18 protein-coding genes and 1 other RNA gene are annotated in these 19,444 nt (G+C 58.8%); 13 read left to right on the forward strand and 6 right to left on the reverse strand.

Features of this window, described 5'->3' with window-relative positions:
• The first annotated feature begins 19 nt into the window (after positions 1–19).
• The 3 genes from fbaA to argO all read left to right on the forward strand — a co-directional run bounded on the left by fbaA (position 20) and on the right by argO (position 2,916).
• Positions 20–1,099: a class II fructose-bisphosphate aldolase gene (gene fbaA, locus C1Y43_RS12485; protein ID WP_058757103.1), complete on the forward strand. Its 1,080-nt coding sequence runs from the start codon at positions 20–22 to the stop codon at positions 1,097–1,099.
• 188 nt (positions 1,100–1,287) lie between these two features.
• Positions 1,288–2,163 (forward strand): small-conductance mechanosensitive channel MscS, encoded by an 876-nt coding sequence (gene mscS, locus C1Y43_RS12490; protein WP_104188384.1) that lies wholly within the window; start codon positions 1,288–1,290, stop codon positions 2,161–2,163.
• A 129-nt stretch (positions 2,164–2,292) separates the two neighbouring features.
• Complete coding sequence (argO, locus tag C1Y43_RS12495; RefSeq protein WP_021506651.1) at positions 2,293–2,916, forward strand: arginine exporter ArgO; 624 nt, start codon at positions 2,293–2,295, stop codon at positions 2,914–2,916.
• On the opposite strand, the gene C1Y43_RS12500 is transcribed toward argO, so the two are convergent.
• On the reverse strand, positions 2,895–5,171 hold the full coding sequence (locus tag C1Y43_RS12500) for an FAD-dependent oxidoreductase (RefSeq protein ID WP_369974315.1): 2,277 nt from the start codon (positions 5,169–5,171) through the stop codon (positions 2,895–2,897). The two genes, argO and C1Y43_RS12500, sit on opposite strands and share 22 nt — an antisense overlap.
• A 61-nt stretch (positions 5,172–5,232) precedes the next feature.
• Here C1Y43_RS12500 and C1Y43_RS12505 point away from each other — a divergent pair, with 61 nt between their 5' ends.
• Positions 5,233–5,931, forward strand: coding sequence for an IclR family transcriptional regulator (locus C1Y43_RS12505; RefSeq protein ID WP_021506653.1), 699 nt, complete (start codon positions 5,233–5,235; stop codon positions 5,929–5,931).
• Here the strand turns inward: C1Y43_RS12505 and C1Y43_RS12510 are convergent.
• Positions 5,918–7,225, reverse strand: coding sequence for an MFS transporter (locus C1Y43_RS12510; RefSeq protein WP_104188387.1), 1,308 nt, complete (start codon positions 7,223–7,225; stop codon positions 5,918–5,920). The genes C1Y43_RS12505 and C1Y43_RS12510 overlap by 14 nt on opposite strands.
• 218 nt (positions 7,226–7,443) lie before the next feature.
• Here C1Y43_RS12510 and C1Y43_RS12515 point away from each other — a divergent pair, with 218 nt between their 5' ends.
• Positions 7,444–8,175 (forward strand): oxidative stress defense protein, encoded by a 732-nt coding sequence (locus tag C1Y43_RS12515; protein ID WP_021506655.1) that lies wholly within the window; start codon positions 7,444–7,446, stop codon positions 8,173–8,175.
• Between the two features lie 115 nt (positions 8,176–8,290).
• On the opposite strand, the gene C1Y43_RS12520 is transcribed toward C1Y43_RS12515, so the two are convergent.
• Positions 8,291–9,196, reverse strand: a complete 906-nt coding sequence (locus C1Y43_RS12520) for a LysR family transcriptional regulator ArgP (RefSeq protein WP_021506656.1) — start codon at positions 9,194–9,196, stop codon at positions 8,291–8,293.
• Between the two features lie 182 nt (positions 9,197–9,378).
• Between C1Y43_RS12520 and rpiA the strand changes: the two genes are divergently transcribed.
• Entirely contained in the window at positions 9,379–10,038 is a 660-nt protein-coding gene (gene rpiA, locus C1Y43_RS12525) for a ribose-5-phosphate isomerase RpiA (RefSeq protein WP_104188389.1), read from the forward strand.
• 279 nt (positions 10,039–10,317) lie between these two features.
• Entirely contained in the window at positions 10,318–11,556 is a 1,239-nt protein-coding gene (gene serA / locus C1Y43_RS12530) for a phosphoglycerate dehydrogenase (RefSeq protein ID WP_058757100.1), read from the forward strand.
• 30 nt (positions 11,557–11,586) lie between these two features.
• Here serA and C1Y43_RS12535 read toward each other — a convergent pair whose 3' ends face one another.
• The 3 genes from C1Y43_RS12535 to zapA form a co-directional block, all read right to left on the reverse strand.
• Entirely contained in the window at positions 11,587–12,192 is a 606-nt protein-coding gene (locus tag C1Y43_RS12535; protein ID WP_058771549.1) for a 5-formyltetrahydrofolate cyclo-ligase, read from the reverse strand.
• A gap of 70 nt (positions 12,193–12,262) precedes the next feature.
• Positions 12,263–12,446: non-coding RNA, 6S RNA (gene ssrS / locus C1Y43_RS12540), on the reverse strand.
• Between the two features lie 39 nt (positions 12,447–12,485).
• Complete coding sequence (gene zapA, locus C1Y43_RS12545) at positions 12,486–12,815, reverse strand: cell division protein ZapA (RefSeq protein WP_021506660.1); 330 nt, start codon at positions 12,813–12,815, stop codon at positions 12,486–12,488.
• Positions 12,816–12,985: 170 nt separating this feature from the next.
• Between zapA and C1Y43_RS12550 the strand changes: the two genes are divergently transcribed.
• The 6 genes from C1Y43_RS12550 (at position 12,986) to gcvH (ending at position 19,399) form a co-directional block, all read left to right on the forward strand.
• Positions 12,986–13,567 carry a YecA family protein gene (locus C1Y43_RS12550; protein WP_104188391.1) on the forward strand — a complete coding sequence of 194 codons (582 nt, stop codon included), beginning with the start codon at positions 12,986–12,988 and terminating at the stop codon, positions 13,565–13,567.
• A 50-nt stretch (positions 13,568–13,617) separates the two neighbouring features.
• Positions 13,618–14,940, forward strand: coding sequence for a Xaa-Pro aminopeptidase (gene pepP, locus C1Y43_RS12555; protein ID WP_104188393.1), 1,323 nt, complete (start codon positions 13,618–13,620; stop codon positions 14,938–14,940).
• A complete protein-coding gene (gene ubiH / locus C1Y43_RS12560) occupies positions 14,937–16,115 on the forward strand; it encodes a 2-octaprenyl-6-methoxyphenyl hydroxylase (protein ID WP_104188394.1) in 1,179 nt (392 codons plus the stop codon). Before pepP ends, ubiH begins: the two co-directional genes overlap by 4 nt.
• A gap of 20 nt (positions 16,116–16,135) precedes the next feature.
• Positions 16,136–17,338 (forward strand): FAD-dependent 2-octaprenylphenol hydroxylase, encoded by a 1,203-nt coding sequence (gene ubiI, locus C1Y43_RS12565; RefSeq protein WP_104188396.1) that lies wholly within the window; start codon positions 16,136–16,138, stop codon positions 17,336–17,338.
• A 555-nt stretch (positions 17,339–17,893) separates the two neighbouring features.
• Positions 17,894–18,991: a glycine cleavage system aminomethyltransferase GcvT gene (gcvT, locus tag C1Y43_RS12570; RefSeq protein ID WP_104188397.1), complete on the forward strand. Its 1,098-nt coding sequence runs from the start codon at positions 17,894–17,896 to the stop codon at positions 18,989–18,991.
• A gap of 21 nt (positions 18,992–19,012) precedes the next feature.
• Positions 19,013–19,399 carry a glycine cleavage system protein GcvH gene (gene gcvH / locus C1Y43_RS12575; RefSeq protein WP_058781308.1) on the forward strand — a complete coding sequence of 129 codons (387 nt, stop codon included), beginning with the start codon at positions 19,013–19,015 and terminating at the stop codon, positions 19,397–19,399.
• The last annotated feature ends 45 nt before the right edge of the window (positions 19,400–19,444 follow it).

Below are 19,444 nucleotides of genomic sequence, written 5' to 3' on the forward strand. Positions count from 1 at the left end.
AACGAAACAGGACACAACCATGTCTAAAATTTTTGATTTCGTAAAACCCGGCGTTGTCACTGGTGATGACGTTCAGAAAATCTTCAAAGTAGCGAAAGAAAACAAATTCGCTCTGCCAGCCGTTAACTGCGTCGGCACGGATTCCATCAACGCGGTACTGGAAGCTGCGGCTAAAGTTAAAGCGCCGGTCATCGTTCAGTTCTCCAACGGTGGTGCTGCCTTCATCGCCGGTAAAGGTTTCAAAACCGACAAACCACAGGGCGCTGCGATTTTCGGCGCAATCGCTGGTGCACACCATGTGCATCTGATGGCTGAACAGTACGGCGTGCCAGTAATCCTGCACACCGACCACTGTGCGAAGAAACTGCTGCCGTGGATCGACGGCCTGCTGGATGCTGGTGAAGAGCACTTCAAGAAAACCGGTAAACCTCTGTTCTCCTCACACATGATCGATCTGTCTGAAGAGTCACTGGAAGAGAACATCGAGATTTCTTCTAAATATCTGGCGCGCATGGCGAAACTGGATATGACGCTGGAAATCGAACTGGGCTGCACCGGTGGTGAAGAAGATGGCGTGGACAACAGCCACATGGACGCTTCTGCACTGTACACTCAGCCAGAAGACGTAGATTACGCTTACACCGAGCTGAGCAAAATCAGCCCGCGTTTCACCATCGCTGCGTCCTTCGGTAACGTGCACGGCGTGTACAAGCCAGGCAACGTGAAACTGACTCCAACCATTCTGCGTGATTCGCAGAAATACGTTTCAGAGAAACACGGCCTGCCGCACAACGCGCTGGACTTCGTGTTCCACGGCGGTTCCGGTTCTTCTGCTGCAGAAATCGAAGAGTCTATCAGCTACGGCGTGATCAAGATGAACATCGATACCGATACCCAGTGGGCAACCTGGGACGGCATCCTGCAGTACTACAAAACCAACGAAGCGTACCTGCAGGGTCAGCTTGGCAACCCGAACGGTGCTGACAGCCCGAACAAAAAATACTACGATCCACGCGTCTGGCTGCGTGCGGCACAATCTTCCATGGTTGTGCGCTTAGAGCAGGCTTTCAAAGAGCTGAACGCTGTCGACGTACTGTAATTTTTGCTTACCGTACAAAAAAGGCCCGAAAGGGCCTTTTTTTATGCGTCCTGTCTGGAAATCCCGGTTTATACAGCACATTTTTGGCGCTTCGCCCCATTATTGTTTACCCTTGTACTCGGGAGTGTCGGATTGAATCTGGCAGTTTTTGTACTTTCCTGCGGGAAACTCAACAACAGGGCTAACAAATGGAAGATCTTAACGTCGTTGACGGCATTAACAATGCAGGTGGCTGGCTGGTGCGCAACCAGGCGCTGATCCTCAGCTATGCGGTGAACATCGTGGCGGCTATCGCCATCATTATTGTCGGGATGATTATCGCGCGCGTGGTATCGAACGGCGTCAATCGCCTGCTGGTCGCGCGTCATATTGATGCCACCGTGGCTGATTTCCTCTCGGCGCTGGTGCGCTACGGTATTATTGCCTTCACGATTATTGCCGCGCTGGGCCGCGTCGGCGTGCAGACTGCCTCGGTGATCGCCGTGCTCGGTGCTGCCGGTCTGGCCGTCGGTCTGGCACTGCAGGGGTCGCTCTCCAACCTGGCGGCAGGCGTACTGCTGGTGACCTTCCGTCCATTCCGCACCGGTGAGTTCGTCGATCTCGGTGGCGTGATGGGGACCGTACAGAATGTACAGATCTTCTCGACCACGCTGAAAACCGCTGACGGCAAAATCGTGGTGGTGCCAAACGGCAAAATCATCGCCGGCAACATCGTTAACTTTTCGCGCGAACCTATCCGCCGCAACGAGTTCATTATTGGCGTCGCCTACGATGCGGATGTCGATCAGGTGATCGATCTGCTGCGTGAAGTGGTGGAAGCGGACGAGCGCGTGCTGAAAGATCTGGGTATTCAGATTGGCCTGAACGAACTGGCGGCTTCGTCGCTGAACTTTGTGGTGCGCTGCTGGAGCAAAAGCGGTGATCTGCAGAACGTCTACTGGGATCTGATGAAGAACTTCAAGCGCACCCTGGATGCGCACGGTATCGGTATTCCTTATCCGCAGATGGACGTGCACCTGCATCAGGTGCAGAGCGAGGCGCAGCAGTCTGCGCGCAGCGAGTAAGTTATCAGGGCACCGGCGGGTGCCCTTGCTTTATCAGTTCCGCTAATGACCGATTAATTCTTTCCATTTCCGCTAATATCCGCACTTCACTATACTGCCCAGCAACACCCCTTTTTCAGGAACTCTTCCGTGTTATCTGTTTACTTACAAGGGCTTGCCCTTGGTGCTGCGTTGATCCTGCCGTTAGGCCCGCAAAATGCCTTTGTCCTGAACCAGGGCATTAAGCGCCATTACCATTTGATGACCGCATCGTTGTGCACACTGAGCGATATTGCGCTGATCTGTGGCGGAATATTTGGCGGCAGCGCACTGTTGCAGCAGTCACCGGTTCTGCTGATGCTGATCACCTGGGCTGGCGTGGCGTTTCTGCTGTGGTACGGCTGGGGCGCGCTGCGCAGTGCCTGGCAGGGCGATGTCACGCTGGCGTCAGAGGCGGCGCTGAAGCAGGGGCGCTGGCGCATTGTCGCCACTATGCTGGCGGTGACCTGGCTCAATCCGCATGTCTATCTCGACACCTTCGTGGTGCTCGGCAGCCTCGGCAGTCAGCTGCCGTCGGCGGAGGCGCGCCGCTGGTTCGCTTTCGGCACCGCCAGCGCCTCGCTGCTGTGGTTTTTCGGTCTGGCGCTGCTGGCCGCCTGGCTGTCGCCGCGCCTGCGCACCGTGCGCGCGCAGCGCATCATTAATCTGCTGGTGGGCGGCGTAATGTGGTTTATCGCCCTGCAGCTGGCGCGTCAGGGCATCGCCGGCTGGTGATGCACATGCAGGCCGTAAAGCGCGGGCAGGGCGCCTGCGCTGGCCAGCAGCTCCAGCCGAATCTGGCGGAACGCGGTATCCGGGGGCAGCGCATGATGGCACAGCGAGTGATGATTATCGCTGACCGCGGCCAGCAGCGTGTCATCCAGCCACAGGCGATAGTGGGTAGTGCAGTGCGGCGTCACCGCCTGCGCATGGCCCATCTGCACCGTTTCCATCGCATGATCGAAATCGTTATCGAACAGCAACGTAATCTGGCTGGCGCGCTGCGCGTCCGGCCACTGCCAGCACACCCACGGCTGGCAATCGTCCGCTGCCGGCAGCCAGCCGTTGGTGTGACTTTCCGGCCGCAGTTTACCGTTGAGCAAATAGTCGCAGTGCCACAGCCGCAGCGGTGTCGCCAGACTAAACGCGATCAGGATCTGATTGGGCGCGCGGCGCGGTAGCCAGAAATCAAACTCTTCCACGCCGTAATCGCCGTCGTTTATCTGCCGGGTGCGTTTCGCGACGCGCGGATTGAGGCTGTTGAAGACCATCATAATGCCCGGCAGGCGCTGGCGGGTGAGCGCCACTTCAACCGCCGGATTTTCTTCAAAGGCGATAAACAGGTAACGATCGCACTCCGCACGGTAGTCAAACGGCAGCGAATACGCCTCTTCACCGCTAATCTGCAGGCTGTGTGTGGCCAGCAGCCGATCGCCGCAGGTATTGGCCGGATTGTCGCTGGTCAGCAGTGAAACCTGCAGCGTCTGCGCGGATGACGCCCGCAGCCGCACCGTCAGCGCCGGCAGGCGTTCTCCGGCTTTAAGCGGCAGCAGCAGGGCGCAGCGTGAGGTAAGGGCGTGCCAGCCGCCATCCGCGGGCAGGGCGTGCAGCGCGAAGGTGCTGCTGGCGCTGACCTGAGCGGCACCGGCCGGATGCGCCAGCTGCTGACGCGGAATGTACGCGCCGTGGCGCAGCAGCTGTTGCTGCAGCTGACCAATATGCTCCGGCTGCGCCAGCTGACGCGGTGTCTGGTTATGCTGCTGACACAGCGCCGCCGCGCGGCCCACCACTTCGCCCAGCACGCCACAGGTGCACATCACGCGCGCGCTGCCAAAGGCTACGTGCGTGGCAGAGATAAGCCGGCCGGTCAGCAGCAGATTATCCAGCGACTGGCTGTACAGCGCCCGAAACGGAATGGTGTAAGTGCCTTTGCTGTGGAACTGGCGGCAGCCGTCGTGAGCGCTGTACACGCCGTCGGCCGGATGCAGGTCAATCGACCAGCCGCCGTAGGCCACCGCATCGTAGTGGTCGCGCTGTGCGATGATATCCTGCTGACACAGCAGGGTGTCGCCGAGAAAGCGTCGGCTCTCGCGCTTGCCGGGAATCAGCCCGACCCATTCAATGGTCAGCGTGTCGGCATCGGCAAACTCGCCGGAGTTTTTGATGTAATCCCACACGCCCCAGACAATTTTCCACAGCTCCCACTTGATGGTTTCGCTTTCATGCACGGTATCCAGCCGGCCGCCCCACTCAAGCCACCACAGATCGCAGCCGTTGAGATCGGAGCTCAGGCGTTTATAGCGCGGAATGGCGGTGATCTCTTTCAGGGCGAAGGAGGGCGGTACAAAGCGCACCGGCTGCGCGCTGCGTTTGGTATAAAAATAAATCGAGTGGCCGAGCTTGTGGCCAAACTGCTCGCCCGGCGCCATTTTTTCGCCAAACTCCTGCGGTGATTCTGCGCCCACACGGTGCGCAGCCCCGGCCAGATAGCCGAGCACGCCGTCGCCGCTGGCATCAATAAACTGGCCGGCCGTCACGCGATAGCGGGTCTGATTGATGGCGTTGAAAGCCTGAACCGCCTGCAGGCGCTGCGCAGATTTTTCGATGTCGCTGACCACGGTATTGAGCAGCAGCGTCAGGCGCGGCTGCGCCTGCACGATGTCCAGCAGCACCATGTCGAACAGCACCGGGTTGCCCTCTTTGTTGCGCCAGAGGTTCTCCTCCATGATCTCGCCCATGATGCCGCCTTCACGCGCCCAGCGGTTGTTATTACCCATATGCGACGTCGCGCCGTTGGCCCACAGCCGCACTTCGCTGGAGGCGTTGCCGCCGGGGACCGGGCGATCCTGAATCAGCACCACCTGCTGGCCCGCGCGTGCCGCAGCCAGCGCGGCGCACACGCCAGCCAGACCGCCGCCGGCGACCAGCACATCGGCGTTTAACGACTGCAACGGAAAGGCACGCGCGGCCTGAGAAGAGAAAGTTTGCATCATGAGGTTACTCCCGCCTGAAGGCTGCTAAGATTGAATTTTTACCGTCACAAGGTGATTTATGTCTTCGCAACCCAACCAGAGCCTGATTGACGGAATTCGCTGCCTGCAATATCTGGTATCCAGTGACAAAGCGGTCGGCGGCCGTGAACTGGCGCGCCAGATGGGGATGAACAGCACGCGGGTAAACCGTCTGCTGATGACCATGGCGTCCATCGGCCTGACGATTCAGGATGAACACCGGCGCTATCTGCCGGGCCCGGGCATTCATGCGCTGGCGGCGCAGGCCATTCGTGGATCGTCGCTGTTTGCTTCGGCACTGCCGCAGCTGGAGGCGCACGCGCCGCGCGATATCGTGGTGGCGCTTGGCGTGCTGTGGGAGGACCAGGTCATCTACATCTGGCACTCGGAGCCCGGCGAGCGTACCAGTACCAGCCAGGCGCTGGCCGGATTCCGCATGCTGCCAGCGTGGCAGTCGGTGATTGGCGTCGCGCTGCTGGCGGCGGAGAGTGACGAGGTGCTGCGGCCACGCTTCAGTGACGAACAGTGGGCGCAGATTGCGCCGCTGCTGGCGCGCAAACGCACCGGGGATTATCTGGTGTGGCATCGCGAGGACGGCGAAATCAGTATGGCGCAGCCGATCAATAACAACCGCGCGGCGCTGGCCTTCGCCAAAATCTGGCAGGCCGATGAGGCCCAGCTGGCGCAGCGTCTGCAACAGCTGCACGCGCTGGCGAAACGGCTCATCAGCGCGCGCTGACATGGTCAATTTTTCCTACTACAAACAGATAGCTGCAGATGCCAATAGCGGCCAGCACGGCGATAAAGGCCAGCGCCGGCGCGAAGTTGCTGCCGTCAATCAAAGCACCGATGGCGATCGGCACCACGATGGATGACAGCGCGCCGGTAAAGTTAAACACGCCGCCGGCCAGACCGATCAGATGGCGCGGCGCCAGCGTGGTAACAAACACCCAGGTGATGGTCGCCAGGCCATTGCCAAAAAACGCCAGCGACATAAACAGGATGATCAGCCGCGAATCTTCGGTGTAGTTAGCACCAAGGATGAACAGCGTGAGGAACAGGCCGAGGATCACCGGCAGCTTGCGCGCCACGCTGGCTGACACGCCGCGCCGGATCATGCGGTCTGAGGCAAAGCCGGCCAGCAGTACGCCACAAAACGCCGCGAAGTAGGGCAGCGACGCCACATAGCCGCTCTTGATAAAGTCCATGTGGCGATACTCCACCAGATAGGTAGGAAACCAGGTGAGGAAAAACCAGAAGGTCGCCGAGATGGTGAACTGGCCAATATAGATGCCGACCAGCTTGCGGCTGCGAAACATCTGCGCCAGATCGGCCCAGCGTGCACGCGGCTGCTGCCTGCCCTGGCGGTTTTCCAGCAGTGCGCCGTTGTCACGCAGATAGTTAAGTTCAGCCTCTGATACACCTTTGTGCTGGTTCGGCTCGCGATACAGCAGATACCACACCAGCGCCCAAATCATGCCCGCCACGCCGGTAATCAGAAACAGCCCGCGCCAGCCAAACGCAGCCTGCACGTGAAACAGCAGCGGCGTCATACAGGCGAGGCCAACAAACTGTGCGGACGAGTAGATGCCAATTGCACTGGCACGCTCCTGCTCTGGGAACCAGCTGGAAATCACCCGATTGTTAGCCGGCATCACCGGCGCCTCGAAGGCACCCACGCCGAGGCGCAGACCGAACAGCGCGCCGAAGCTGCTGGCAAAAGCGTGCAGTGCGGTGATCAGCGACCAGGCAAACAGCCCCGCGCCGTATACCAGCCGCGCGCCGAGACGATCGATCAGGAATCCGCCGGGAATTTGCAGCGCCGCATAGATCCAGCCGAACGCCGAGAAGATCAGCCCCATCTCCAGCGGCGTGAAGCGCAGTTCACCGGCCATCTGCGTGGCGGCCACCGACAGGTTGGTGCGATCCATGTAGTTAATGATGATGTTGATAAACACCAGGGCCAGCATCATAAAGCGTGTGCGTCCGGCTCGCACGCTGACCGCGCTTTGGCTAAGTGGCTGTTCTGTCATAATACAACTCTCCCGAGGGGCAGAAGTGTTTCTTTAATAGAAACGCAGGCGGCGCTTTTCAGCGAATCTGTAGCGATAAATTTGCGATCGCGGATACGTTAAACCTGAGCAAAGCCGAACTTTTTGCTAATTTCAAACTCAGACCATCACGCATAGTAATGTGTTTTGGGTTTCGCCATAGTGGCGACCTGAAATTGAACCCTTCAAGGAGGACTTTCGTGAAACTGAAAGCACTGGCGCTGGCCGCCGTAATGAGCACGGGCGCACTGTCCGGTCTGGTCCAGGCGGGAGAAGTGCCGAACGGACCGCACGTGGTGACATCAGGACAGGCCAGCGTGGATGCCCGTCCGGATATGGCTACACTCTCCATCGTGGTGAATGTTTCGTCGAAAGACGCGGCGGATGCAAAGAAACAGGCTGACGACCGCGTGGCGCAATATTTTGATTTCCTGCAAAAGAACGGCATCGAGAAGAAAGATATTGATGCGGCTAATCTCAGCACCCAGCCGGAGTATGACTACACCAAAGAGGGTAAATCGGTGCTGAAAGGCTACCGTGCGGTGCGTCAGGTTGAAGTAACGCTGCGCCAGCTGGATAAGCTGAATGAGCTGCTGGACGGCGCGCTGAAGTCGGGCCTGAATGAGATTCGTTCTGTTGAGCTGGGCGTGGCTAACGCGGACAGCTACAAAGATCAGGCGCGTAAAGCGGCGATTGCCAATGCCACACAGCAGGCGAGCGCCCTTGCGGAAGGCTTCAATGCCAAACTGGGCTCGGTGTACAGCATTCGCTATCACGTGGCTAACTATCAGCCGATGCCGATGGCGCGCATGTACAAAGCGGCCGGTGCCGCGGCGGACACCACCGCGCAGCAGACCTACGAGCAGCAGAGCATCCATTTTGACGATCAGGTGGATGTGGTCTTCGAAATCAAACCGAATACCGCGCAGTAAGTTAGCCTGTAAAATTGTAGCGGCGCGATTCATCGCGCTTTCCAGCAGCAGAACCGCTGTTAAAACGCGCGATGAATCGCGCCGCTACGACTGTTGTGCGCTAATCTGAACGGCGCTAGGCCGCAACTTCATCCTGGCGCAATACGCGGTGGCCGTGGGCAATCAGCGCATCGGTCACGCTGCGCATCAGACGGCTTTCCGGCGCGAAACGGTGCCAGTACAGCATCCGGCGCTGATACAGACCCGGCGTCAAATCAACCAGCTCTCCCTGCGCCAGCTCGCGCTCAATCTGCAGGTGCGGAATCATACAGCACACCGATCCCTGACGCGCCAGCTGCACAAAAGCCTCTGATGAGTTCACGATGTGGCACGGCACGCTGCCCGGCGATAAATCAAAGTTCTGCTGCAAAAAGGCCTGATGCATATCGTCGAGGTGATCAAACGCCACCGCCGGGGCTTTCAGCAGCGCCGAGCGCGTCACGCCATTGGGGAAATAGCGCGCGGCAAACTCCGGCGAGGCGCAGAACAGATAGTCCAGCGCACCCAGCTGATCCACCAGACAGCTTGGCAACGGCTGCGGCTGGATACTCACCGCGCCGACCACTTCACCGCGCCGTAAACGCTCCTGCGTGCGGGTTTCATCTTCCACCTGCAGATTCAGGCGCACCGGCGAGTCGGCCAGCACATCTTTCAGCGCCGGCAGCAGCCAGGTAGCAAGACTGTCGGCGTTCACCGCCAGCGACAGCAGCAGCGGCGTGGTGCCACCGTTATCATCGCCCAGCCACTCCTCTTCCAGCAGCTCCACCTGATGCAGCAGCGCCAGCAATTTTTGTCCCTGCTCGGTCGGGCGCGGCGGCACGGTACGCACCAGCAGCGGCTGACCAAATAAGTTTTCCAGCTGTTTAATGCGCTGCGACACCGCAGACTGCGTGATGCACAGCTTCTGGGCGGCACGCTCAAAGCCGCGTTCGCGAATCACAGCATCCAGCGCCTGAAGCGTTCGATAATCCGGGCGTTTCATTGTTGTTCTCTCTCGTTCAGGGTGGAAACTACTATGCCATAAAACGGCGAAGCTGTGCGGCCGACGCGTTTTTGCGGGCTGGCTTCCAAAGGCTTACATCCAACGTCGGTCAGCCGCGCTTTTTGACAGCGCCTTGTTTTATACTACGCGCACTTCGATGTCGCACAGGTTTTAAACATACCATGACCCAGGATGAACTGAAAAAAGCGGTAGGTTGGGCAGCGCTGCAGTACGTGCAGCCAGGCACCATTGTTGGCGTAGGCACCGGTTCAACGGCGGCGCACTTTATTGACGCGCTTGGTACCATCAGGGATCAGATCGAGGGCGCGGTTTCCAGTTCGGAAGCCTCAACCGAAAAGCTCAAATCGCTGGGCATTCCGGTGTTCGATCTCAACAACGTGGATGCGCTGTCGGTGTATGTCGACGGGGCTGATGAGATCAATCCACAGATGCAGATGATCAAGGGCGGCGGCGCAGCGCTGACGCGCGAGAAAATTGTCGCGGCGGTGGCGCAGAAATTTATCTGCATCGCGGATGCGTCCAAACAAGTCGATGTGCTGGGCAACTTCCCGCTTCCGGTGGAGGTGATTCCGATGGCACGCGCTTATGTGGCGCGGGAGCTGGTGAAGCTGGGCGGCCTGCCGGAGTATCGTCAGCACGTGATTACGGATAACGGCAACATTATTCTCGACGTACATAATCTGCGCATCCTTGACCCGATTGCGCTGGAAAAAACCATCAATGCGCTGCCGGGCGTCGTCACCGTGGGGCTGTTTGCCGCACGCGGAGCGGATATCGCGCTGATTGGTACGCCGGACGGCGTGAAAACCATCACCAATTGATCTCACCGGCGCGCCGCCAGCGCCGGTTATTTCCATCCGCAAAACATCTTTTCTTGCTGCAGTGAAATTTGGTGACTTATGTCACAAATGATTCATCAACAGCAGGTTCGTACTTTGCGCTCTCGTCATCTCACGATTTTGTGTGGATTTGTGTTGTCTGCACGTGGGCGCGTGCTAGCGTGCAGGCAATCGTTTGTATTGCCGCGCCGGAAAATTTTGATATTTTGACAGAAGGCTACCTTATGGTAGTCCTCGTTGAATTCTGAATAGGGTCGGGAAATGGCAAAGGTATCACTGGAAAAAGACAAGATTAAGTTCCTGCTGGTGGAAGGCGTTCACCAGAGTGCGCTGGATAATCTGCGCGCCGCAGGTTACACCAACATCGAGTTCCACAAAGGCGCACTGGATGCTGAGACGCTGAAGTCCTCCATCCGCGATGCCCACTTCATTGGTATCCGTTCCCGTACCCAACTGACTGAAGAGATCTTCGCGGCAGCTGAAAAGCTGGTGGCGGTGGGCTGCTTCTGTATTGGTACTAACCAGGTTGATCTCAGCGCGGCAGCGAAACGCGGCGTGCCGGTGTTCAACGCCCCGTTCTCCAATACCCGTTCGGTCGCGGAACTGGTGATCGGCGAAATGCTGCTGATGCTGCGCGGCATTCCGGAAGCCAATGCCAAAGCACACCGCGGCATCTGGAATAAAATCGCCACCGGTTCGTACGAAGCGCGTGGTAAGAAGCTGGGTATCATTGGCTACGGCCATATCGGGATGCAGCTCGGCGTGTTGGCGGAAAGCCTCGGCATGCACGTATTTTTCTACGATATCGAAAACAAGCTGCCGCTGGGCAATGCCACCCAGGTGCGCCATCTCTCTGACCTGCTGAACATGAGTGATGTGGTCAGCCTGCACGTGCCGGAAACGCCGTCTACGCAGAACATGATTGGCAGCGAAGAGCTGGCGCTGATGAAGCCCGGCGCGCTGTTGATCAACGCCGCGCGCGGCACCGTGATCGACATCCCGGCGCTGTGTAATGCGCTGGCCAGCAAACATCTCGCCGGTGCCGCCATCGACGTCTTCCCGGTTGAACCTGCAACCAACAGCGATCCGTTTAACTCGCCGCTGTGCGAATTCGACAACGTGATCCTGACGCCGCACATCGGCGGATCAACGCAGGAAGCGCAGGAGAACATCGGTCTGGAAGTGTCTGGCAAGCTGGCCAAGTACTCTGACAACGGCTCGACGCTCTCCGCAGTAAACTTCCCGGAAGTCTCGCTGCCGATGCACGCTGCCAGCGCCAGCCGCCTGCTGCACATCCATGAAAACCGCCCGGGCGTGCTGACCGCCATCAACCAGATCTTTGCCGAGCAGGGCATCAACATTGCCGCTCAGTATCTGCAAACCTCGCCAGTGATGGGTTATGTGGTTATCGATATTGATGCCGAAGAAGATGTGGCCGAGAAAGCGCTGCAACTGATGAAGGCGATTCCAGGCACCATTCGCGCCCGTCTGCTGTACTGACAGTGCAGGGCGCCGCTGGGCGCCCTGTCTTTATCCCGCCAGCGTTTCCCACTGCCACAGCTTTGACGGCGTGAGAATCGCCGGCAATGGCACATCCCAGGCCGCCACCGGCAGCGCATCGACGCGCTGGCAGTCGTGCGCAATACCCAGCGGTAAAAAGCCATGCTGCTGCCAGTGCTGTAGCGTGCGATCGTAAAAACCCCCGCCCATGCCTAAGCGTTGTCCCTGCGCGTCAAACGCCACCAGCGGTACCAGCATCACATCCAGCTGATCGAGTGTCGCCAGCTGCGTAATATCCAGCGGCGGCTCAGGGATGCGAAGCTTGTTAGGCCGCAGCGGGGTTTCTGGCGTGTAGCGCAAAAAAAGCAGGTGACCGGGCGCAAACGGGTGCAGCACCGGCAGAAAGACCTGCTTCTTTTGCTGCCACAGTTTGGCAATCAGCGGTCGGGTATTGATTTCGCCATCGACGGAGAGAAACAGCGCGATGCGTTGCGCGCTGGCCAGCGGGGCAAAATTAATGGCATGTTCAGCCAGCAGATCGGCGGCCTCAACCTGTTGCTCAGGCGTAAGATTGCGGCGCAGATGGCGCACATGCTGACGAATATCCTGACGGTCGAGAAGAGAAGGTGCTGGCATGATGTCCCCGGCTGATAAGGCTGTTGATAGCCACATTATCACACCGGGAATAACAGGGTGGAACTAAGAGGAGATCTCCGAGATGCCGCCGCAGGCTGTAACCCTTGAACCCTTGGTTCAAGGTGAGTATGCCGTCGTAACCATCAGGCTTCTCGGACGGACCGAGCATGCTCACAGGTTACAGAGCGTCACACTCTGTTGGTATGAAATATCGGCTCAGGGGACTGGCCCGCTTGCAAACATCTCAGAGAAAATTGACTTCACCGTTACTCTAACACGAGTACCGTGAAGTGTTATTCGAATTTAGGGCCCTGACGTTCAGTTATGCGACCTTGCTCAACTAATGCCTGCTCAATGGTCTGCTGCAGCATACGGATGCGTTGTTCCATATTGGCTGCGTAATCGCGCGTTTTACCTTTCTCTTGTGCCAGCTCGTGGCAAATGTTTAACGCGGCGATGAACACCAGCTGCTCTGTATTTGTGACTCTAGTGCGAACTTTTAAATCTTGCAACCGTTGATTGAGATCCTCTGCGGCCAGATTCAGCGCATCTTGCTGTTCAGGCGGACAATTCACTCTCAATGAACGACCAAAAATCTGAATATCTACCGGTTGTGCAGACATGCCACCATCCTGACTGATTACTTCGTTCGCATCTCCCTTACCTGTCAATGGGTTGGGAGGTGCGCAACTATATAGACCCGCGTGATAAGTTACAACCCCTTTTCTGGAAACCCTGAGGCACCTGGTGGTAGCATAACACGAACTTATTCTGCCAACGACGACCAAAGCTTATGTCTTTACAGAACGCAACACCCACTTACAACGCGCTGGCCGCGGCACTTTCCCAGCAGGGCATAGGCATGACGCCCGCCGAGATGCACGGACTGCTGTGTGGCATTCTGTGCGGCGGCAATCAGGACAGCAGCTGGAAAACCCTGGTGCATGACCTGACTAACGAAGGCATGGCGTTCTCGCAAAGCCTATCGCAGCCGCTGCAGGCGCTGCATGAAAACCTGGCCAACACGCTGGATGAAGAGGGTTTCCTGTTCCAGCTGATGCTGCCGGATGAGGAGGACATCACGGTGTTCGATCGTGCTGACGCGCTAGCCGGCTGGGTCAATCACTTCCTGCTGGGCCTGGGCGTGACGCAGCCGAAGCTGGACAAAGTGACCGGTGAGACCGGCGAAGCGATTGACGATCTGCGCACCATTGCGCAACTTGGCTACGATGAAGATGAAGATCAGGAAGAGCTCGAACAGTCGCTGGAAGAGGTGATTGAGTACGTGCGCGTTGCCGCGCTGCTGTGCCATGACACCTTCACCCGGCCACACACGCCGACCGCACCGGAAGTGCAAAAACCTACGCTACACTAAGCGCGTCATCGTGGGCAGGTCGCTGCCCGTTTTCTACAGGGAGTGCAAATATGATTACACTGGAAACTTTCCGGCAACGTCGTCAGGCGCTGATCGCCCGCATGGCGCCCGGCAGCGCGGCTTTGATTTTTGCTGCACCTGAAGTGACGCGCAGCAACGACACCGAATATCCCTTTCGCCAGAACAGCGATTTCTGGTACTTCACCGGCTTCAACGAGCCGCAGGCGCTGCTGGTATTAATCAAGAGCGATGACAATCATAACCACAGCGTGCTGTTTAACCGCGTACGCGACCTGACGGCCGAGATCTGGTTCGGGCGTCGGCTTGGTCAGGAAGCCGCACCGGCGAAGCTGGGCGTTGACCGCGCGCTGCCGTGGGATGCGATTGACGAGCAGCTGCACCAGCTGCTCAACGGACTCGACGTGGTCTATCACGCACAGGGTGAATACGCGGAAGCGGATACGCTGGTGTTCAGCGCGCTGGAGAAACTGCGCCGCGGTTTCCGGCAAAACCTCAGCGCGCCGGCGACGCTGACCGACTGGCGTCCCTGGGTGCATGAGATGCGCCTGTTTAAAAGCGAAGACGAGATCGCCATTCTGCGCCGCGCAGGAAAAATCAGCGCGCTGGCACATACCCGTGCGATGCAGGCGTGCCGTCCCGGCATGTTTGAATATCAACTGGAAGGCGAAATCCATCACGAATTCACCCGCCACGGCGCGCGCTTTCCGTCTTACAACACCATCGTGGGCTCCGGTGAGAACGGCTGCATTTTGCACTACACCGAAAACGAAAGCGAAATGCGCGACGGCGATCTGGTGCTGATTGATGCCGGTTGCGAATTCCATGGCTACGCCGGCGATATCACCCGCACTTTCCCGGTAAACGGTAAATTCAGCCAGCCGCAGCGCGAGATCTACGACATCGTGCTCGCCTCGCTGTATAAGGCGCTGTCGATGTTCCGCCCGGGCATCAGCATCCATGAAGTCAACGACGAAGTGGTGCGCATCATGATCACCGGTCTGGTCGATCTGGGAATACTGGAAGGCAATATCGATACGCTGTTTGAAGAGCAGGCGCACCGTCCGTTCTTTATGCACGGTCTTGGGCACTGGCTGGGGCTGGACGTGCATGACGTCGGCCACTACGGCACGCCCAGCCGCGACCGCCTGCTTGAACCCGGCATGGTGCTCACCGTTGAACCGGGCCTGTATATCGCGCCGGATGCCAAAGTGCCGGCGCAGTATCGCGGCATCGGTATCCGTATCGAAGACGACATCGTCATCACCGCCGACGGTAATGAAAACCTGACCGACAGCGTGGTAAAAGACGCTGAGGCGATCGAAGCACTGATGGCGGCGGCGCGCGGCGTATGAGTATCCTGATTGCAGGCGGCGGCATGACCGGCGCCACGCTGGCACTGGCGATTTCGCATCTGACGCAGGGCCAGTTGCCGGTGACGCTGATTGAACGTCATCAGCCGGACAGCCGCGCGCACCCGGGCTTTGACGGGCGCGCCATCGCGCTGGCGGCGGGCACCTGTCAGCAGCTGGCGGAAATTGACCTGTGGCGTTCGCTGGCGGATTGCGCCACGCCCATTACCCACATCCACGTTTCCGATCGCGGGCACAGCGGGTTTGTTCAGCTGCAGGCTGAGGATTATCAGCTGTCGGCGTTGGGCAACGTGGTCGAGCTGTATGACGTGGGACAGTGCCTGTTTAAACGTCTGCGTGAGGCACCCGGCGTGACGCTGTGCTGCCCGGATCATGTGACCTCAGTAACCCGCAGCGCCGATAGCGTGCAGGCGACGCTCAGCAGCGGCGCAACGTTACAGGGCGCGCTGCTGGTGGCCGCTGACGGCGCACGCTCGCCGCTGGCGGCATCCTGCGGCATTCGCTGGCAGCGCGACGACTACCAGCAGCTGGCGGTGATTGCCAACGTCGCGACGCAGTTGCCGCATCAGGGTCGCGCGTTTGAGCGCTTCACCCGGCATGGCCCGCTGGCGCTGCTGCCGATGTCCGGCAACCGTCTGTCGCTGGTGTGGTGTCATCCGGCGGCGGCCGAAGCCACGGTTAAGCAGTGGGACGATGCCACCTTCCTGCATGAATTACAGCGCGCCTTTGGCTGGCGGCTGGGGCGCTTTACTCACGCCGGCCAGCGCGAAATCTATCCGCTGGCGCTGCAGACCGCAGAGCGTCAGGTGACGCACCGGCTGGCACTGGTCGGCAATGCGGCGCAGACGCTGCATCCGATCGCCGGGCAGGGCTTTAACCTCGGACTGCGCGATGTGATGTCGCTGGCGGAAACCCTTGCGGCGGCGCATCGTTACCAGCAGGATCCGGGCAGCCACGCGGTGTTGCACCATTTTGCTGCGCGCCGCCAGCCGGATCGCGTGGCGACCATTGGCGTCACCGACGGTCTGGTGCGGCTGTTCGCCAACCGTTATGCCCCGCTGGTGGCAGGACGAAATCTTGGGCTGGTGGCAATGGACCACCTGCCATGGCTGCGAAACCCACTTGCCGTGCGCACGCTCGGCTGGGTTAAGCGTTAAGCATGAATTAAGGGGCAGCAATGCAAACATTTGATGTGGCGATTGCCGGGGGCGGCATGGTCGGTCTGGCGGTGGCCTGTGGCTTACAGGGCAGCGGCCTGCGCGTTGCGGTGCTGGAAAAAGCGCCTGAGCCACAATTTGATGCGGCGGCGCCAGCGTCGGTTCGCGTCTCGGCCATCAACGCCGCCAGCGAGCGTCTGCTGCAAAAACTTGATGTCTGGTCCACCATTCTCGCGCTGCGCGCCAGCGCGTATCACGGCATGGAAGTGTGGGATCAGGACAGCTTTGGCTCGATCAGCTTTGATGACGAGCAGCAGGGGCTGTCGCACCTCGGACATATCATTGAAAACGAGGTGATTCACAGTGCACTGTGGCAGCGCGCCAGTCAGTGCAGCGACGTGACGCTGATTGCGCCGGCTCAGCTGCAGCAGGTGGCGTTTGGCGATAACGAAGCCTTTATTACCCTGCAGGATGGCAGCATGATGAGCGCGCGCCTGCTGATTGCTGCGGACGGGGCCAACTCGTGGCTGCGTGACAAAGCGGATATCCCGATCACCTTCTGGGATTACGAACATCACGCGCTGGTGGCCAATGTACGCACCGATATGCCGCACGATGCCATCGCGCGCCAGGTGTTCCACGGCGACGGCATTCTGGCCTTCCTGCCGATGCAGAATCCGCACCTGTGTTCCATCGTCTGGTCGCTGTCACCGCAGGAAGCGGCGCGACTGCAATCCATGCCGGAAGCGCTGTTTAACCAGCAGTTGTCGGTGGCATTCGATATGCGCCTTGGTCTGTGCCAGGTGGAAAGCGAACGTAAAACTTTCCCGCTGACGGCGCGTTACGCCCGCAACTTTGCTGCGCACCGGCTGGCGCTGGTGGGCGATGCGGCGCATACCATCCATCCGCTGGCCGGGCAGGGGGTTAACCTCGGCTTTATGGATGCCGCCGAGCTGATTGGCGAAATCCGCCGTCTGCATCAGCAGGGCAAAGATATCGGCCAGCATCTCTATTTGCGGCGTTATGAACGCAGCCGCAAGCACAGCGCAGCGCTGATGCTGGCTGGAATGCAGGGTTTCCGTGAGCTGTTTGCCGGGCACCATCCGGCGAAAAAACTGCTGCGCGACGTCGGGCTGAAGCTGGCCGACACGCTGCCTGGCGTGAAGCCGTTACTGCTGAAGCAGGCTATGGGCCTCAACGACCTGCCCGGCTGGATCCGCTAACCCTCCTTATTACGGCACCCTTTCAGGTGCCGTTTTTCCTGCACTGACGTTACGCGATCGCCCTCAAGGGTGGGCGTGGCAGTCGGCTGCCGCTCATGAATCACCGAACTGCACAGCGTTGTAGCCATCCATCGCGACCCTGTTCGCACCCGGTAACGTCACTGCAAAACCCGCCCCGGCACCATTATTGTGCATCGCTGCACCCAAATTGCCCTTCATTTGATTTATTCTAATTTCAGGTCTCAAATCGCATTACTTTAACTAATCCTAAATGCTTTTCGCACCCGAACCATTTCCCTTGTCTGCGGCACGGCTTCCATTATTCGGCTGAATTACTGCGCAACAGGTGAATTATATGCGCGGTAAATCACATAAATGCAGTGAGATGTGCTGGCGTGGCTGCCGGGGCAGCCCAAAGGATGATAAGGTTTCACCCTCGTTTTCCTTATGGTTAATTGCCGGATTCGGTGGTAACTTCAGCGTAAAGAGAACGTTTGCGTCGCTCAAAACTGACGGCGCAGGCGCGTCACACTCACTTGTCTTCACAGGATGGTTATGACTCAGCAAACGCCTCTATTCGAACAGCATCAGGCCTGCGGTGCCCGCATGGTGGATTTCCACGGCTGGATGATGCCGCTGCACTACGGCTCGCAAATGGATGAGCACCATGCGGTGCGCAACGATGCCGGAATGTTTGACGTTTCCCACATGACCATTGTCGATCTGCACGGCGCGCGCACCCGTGAATTTCTGCGTTACCTGCTGGCCAACGACGTCGCCAAACTGACCCAGCCCGGCAAAGCCCTCTATACCGGCATGCTGAATGCTTCAGCTGGCGTCATTGATGATTTAATTGTTTACTTTATGAGCGAAGATTTCTTCCGCCTGGTGGTCAACTCCGCCACGCGCGAGAAGGATTTGGCGTGGATCGCTGAGCATGCGCAGCCGTTTGGGGTTGCGCTCATCGAGCGTGACGATCTGGCGCTAATCGCCGTACAGGGACCGAACGCGCAGCAAAAAGCACAGAGCCTGTTAAGCGCGGCACAGCGTGACGCGGTGGCAGGCATGAAGCCGTTCTTTGGCGTACAGGCCGGCGATCTGTTTATCGCCACGACCGGTTATACCGGTGAAGCCGGTTATGAAATCGCCCTGCCTGCCGCTCAGGCCGCAGATTTCTGGCAGCAGCTGCTGGCCGCAGGCGTGAAACCAGCCGGACTGGGCGCACGCGATACGCTGCGTCTCGAAGCTGGCATGAATCTGTATGGGCAGGAGATGGATGAAGGCGTTTCGCCGCTGGCTGCCAACATGGGCTGGACCATCAGCTGGGAGCCCGCCGACCGTGATTTCATTGGCCGTGAAGCGCTGGAAGCGCAGCGCGAGAACGGCACGGAAAAACTGGTCGGGCTGGTGATGACCGAAAAAGGCGTGCTGCGTAACGGCCTGACGGTGCGCTTTACCGATGCGCAGGGACAGCCGCAGCAGGGCATCATTACCAGCGGCTCCTTCTCGCCAACGCTGGGCTACAGCATTGCGCTGGCGCGCGTGCCGGCCAGTATCGGTGAGCAGGCGATTGTTGAAATCCGCAATCGTGAAATGCCGGTGAAAGTAACTAAACCTATTTTTGTTCGCGCCGGCAAGCCGGTCGCTCAGTAATTTTTTTCAGGAGAAATGGCGATGAGCAATGTGCCAAATGAATTGAAGTACCGTGATAGCCACGAGTGGGTGCGTAAAGAAGCTGACGGTACGTTTACCGTGGGCATCACCGAACACGCGCAGGAACTGCTGGGCGACATGGTGTTTGTCGACCTGCCAGACGTGGGCGCCAGCTTTGCCGCCGGTGACGACTGTGCGGTAGCCGAATCCGTGAAAGCGGCATCGGATATCTATGCCCCGCTGAGCGGTGAAATTGTTGCGGTCAACGAAGCGCTGGGCGATGCCCCGGAGCTGGTTAACAGCGAACCGTACGCCGCCGGCTGGCTGTTCCGCATCAAAGCCAGCGACGAGTCCGAGCTCGACGCGATGCTTGATGCTGCCGCCTACAAAGCGTCCATCGACGAGTAACCGGTAGTCTCTGAAGGTGCCGCGCTGCGGCGCCTTCTTTTTTAT

This window comes from Pantoea sp. ICBG 828 (assembly GCF_002928355.1).
GTDB classification, from domain to species: Bacteria; Pseudomonadota; Gammaproteobacteria; order Enterobacterales; family Enterobacteriaceae; genus Pantoea; species Pantoea dispersa.

What these genes read in the sequence shown, in the direction of transcription:
- C1Y43_RS12535 (WP_058771549.1), bottom strand. Translation starts at nt 12,192, where the DNA reads ATGCCAGCACCTTCTCTTCTCGACCGTCAGGATATTCGTCAGCATGTG.
- ubiH (WP_104188394.1), top strand. Translation starts at nt 14,937, where the DNA reads ATGAGTATCCTGATTGCAGGCGGCGGCATGACCGGCGCCACGCTGGCA.
- C1Y43_RS12500 (WP_369974315.1), bottom strand. Translation starts at nt 5,171, where the DNA reads ATGCAAACTTTCTCTTCTCAGGCCGCGCGTGCCTTTCCGTTGCAGTCG.
- rpiA (WP_104188389.1), top strand. Translation starts at nt 9,379, where the DNA reads ATGACCCAGGATGAACTGAAAAAAGCGGTAGGTTGGGCAGCGCTGCAG.
- C1Y43_RS12520 (WP_021506656.1), bottom strand. Translation starts at nt 9,196, where the DNA reads ATGAAACGCCCGGATTATCGAACGCTTCAGGCGCTGGATGCTGTGATT.
- C1Y43_RS12550 (WP_104188391.1), top strand. Translation starts at nt 12,986, where the DNA reads ATGTCTTTACAGAACGCAACACCCACTTACAACGCGCTGGCCGCGGCA.
- gcvT (WP_104188397.1), top strand. Translation starts at nt 17,894, where the DNA reads ATGACTCAGCAAACGCCTCTATTCGAACAGCATCAGGCCTGCGGTGCC.
- fbaA (WP_058757103.1), top strand. Translation starts at nt 20, where the DNA reads ATGTCTAAAATTTTTGATTTCGTAAAACCCGGCGTTGTCACTGGTGAT.
- mscS (WP_104188384.1), top strand. Translation starts at nt 1,288, where the DNA reads ATGGAAGATCTTAACGTCGTTGACGGCATTAACAATGCAGGTGGCTGG.
- gcvH (WP_058781308.1), top strand. Translation starts at nt 19,013, where the DNA reads ATGAGCAATGTGCCAAATGAATTGAAGTACCGTGATAGCCACGAGTGG.
- C1Y43_RS12505 (WP_021506653.1), top strand. Translation starts at nt 5,233, where the DNA reads ATGTCTTCGCAACCCAACCAGAGCCTGATTGACGGAATTCGCTGCCTG.
- zapA (WP_021506660.1), bottom strand. Translation starts at nt 12,815, where the DNA reads ATGTCTGCACAACCGGTAGATATTCAGATTTTTGGTCGTTCATTGAGA.
- C1Y43_RS12510 (WP_104188387.1), bottom strand. Translation starts at nt 7,225, where the DNA reads ATGACAGAACAGCCACTTAGCCAAAGCGCGGTCAGCGTGCGAGCCGGA.
- pepP (WP_104188393.1), top strand. Translation starts at nt 13,618, where the DNA reads ATGATTACACTGGAAACTTTCCGGCAACGTCGTCAGGCGCTGATCGCC.
- ubiI (WP_104188396.1), top strand. Translation starts at nt 16,136, where the DNA reads ATGCAAACATTTGATGTGGCGATTGCCGGGGGCGGCATGGTCGGTCTG.
- serA (WP_058757100.1), top strand. Translation starts at nt 10,318, where the DNA reads ATGGCAAAGGTATCACTGGAAAAAGACAAGATTAAGTTCCTGCTGGTG.